The sequence below is a fragment of the Ideonella sp. P3_A4 genome (genome assembly GCF_056403075.1).
Map to the genome: position 1 here is coordinate 1 of NZ_JBFUGE010001073.1, position 1303 is coordinate 1303.

Here is a 1303-nt window from a genome sequence, read left to right on the forward strand (position 1 = left end):
TCCATATGCAGTCCGACACTCCCAGTGGGATGGAAGGGCCCACCGCGCCGCCGGACGGGCGGGAAGAGCCGCAGCGAATGTTGCTGCACATGCCGGTGGACGTCCGCAGCGCCTCGACCGCGCTGATCGCCATCCTGCTTTGCATCTATGCCTTGCATTGGGCGGCGGCGGTCGCCGTTCCGCTGCTGCTGAGCCTGATGTTCAGCTATGCGCTGTCGCCGGCGGTGGACCGCCTCGAGCGAGTGCGAATTCCGCGAGCCCTGGGCGCTGCGGTCATCGTCATCGGGGTCGTAGGCGGCCTGGGATGGGCCACGTATGTTCTTGCAGACGACGCCACGCAATTGGTCGAGTCGCTTCCGACGGCAGCGCAGAAATTGCGCAGCTCACTGCGAGGTCGTGTCAGCACGGGGCCGGGCGCACTGGACAAGGTGCAAAAGGCAGCCACTGAACTCGAGAAGGCCGCGGATGAAAATTCGGCTGCCCATTTGCCCTCGCCCAAAGGCGTCACGCAGGTCCAGGTGGTCCATTCGAAGTTCAACATCCAGGACTACCTCTTGAGCGGAACAATGGGCTTGATTGCGATGGCCGGCCAGACGGCTGTCGTCTTCATGTTGACGTACTTTCTTCTTGCCTCCGGTAGCACCTTTCGGCGCAAGATGGTCCGCATGGCTGGCCCCACCTTGAGTCACAAGAAGATCACTGTCCAGGCGCTCGACGAAATCAGCGAGCAAATCCAACGCTACTTGCTGATGCAGGTGCTCATCAGCGTGCTGGTTGGCGTGACCACGTGGTTCGCATTCCTGTGCATCGGGCTTCAAAACCCGGTGGTGTGGGGCGTGGCAGCGGCGGTGCTGAATCTGATCCCCTACATTGGCTCGCTGGTGATGGCGGTCGCAGCCATGCTGGTGGCATTGACGCAGTTCGGGACCTTGGACATGGCGCTTGTCGTCGTTGGCATCTGCTTCACCATTCGTTTGGTCTCGGGCTACGTGCTGTCGCCCTGGTTGACCAGTCGAACCAGCCGGCTCAGCCCGCTCGCCGTCTTCGTGGCGGTGCTGGTGTGGGGATGGTTGTGGGGTGTGTGGGGCATGCTTCTGGGCGTGCCGATCACCATGGTCGTCAAGGCGACCTGCGACCGGGTCGATGGCTTCAAGCCCTTGGGCGAGTTGCTGGGCAGCTGAAACAAAGAGGCCTCGCATCGGCCGCCCTGCGCATGCCCGGCGAGGGCGCCATTCCACGTCAAGACTCCCCCAGATCGATAGACGACCCAGTCACGTGGTCTTGGGTGTCCGACGTCGCGGAG

General features: G+C 62.8%; 1 protein-coding gene. It reads left to right on the plus strand.

Annotated features, from left to right (window positions below; all coding sequences use genetic code 11):
- A partial coding sequence (locus tag AC1DYI_RS35935; protein WP_477208867.1) for an AI-2E family transporter occupies positions 1 to 1181 on the plus strand: 1181 nt, incomplete at its 5' end.
- Positions 1182 to 1303: the final 122 nt, after the last annotated feature.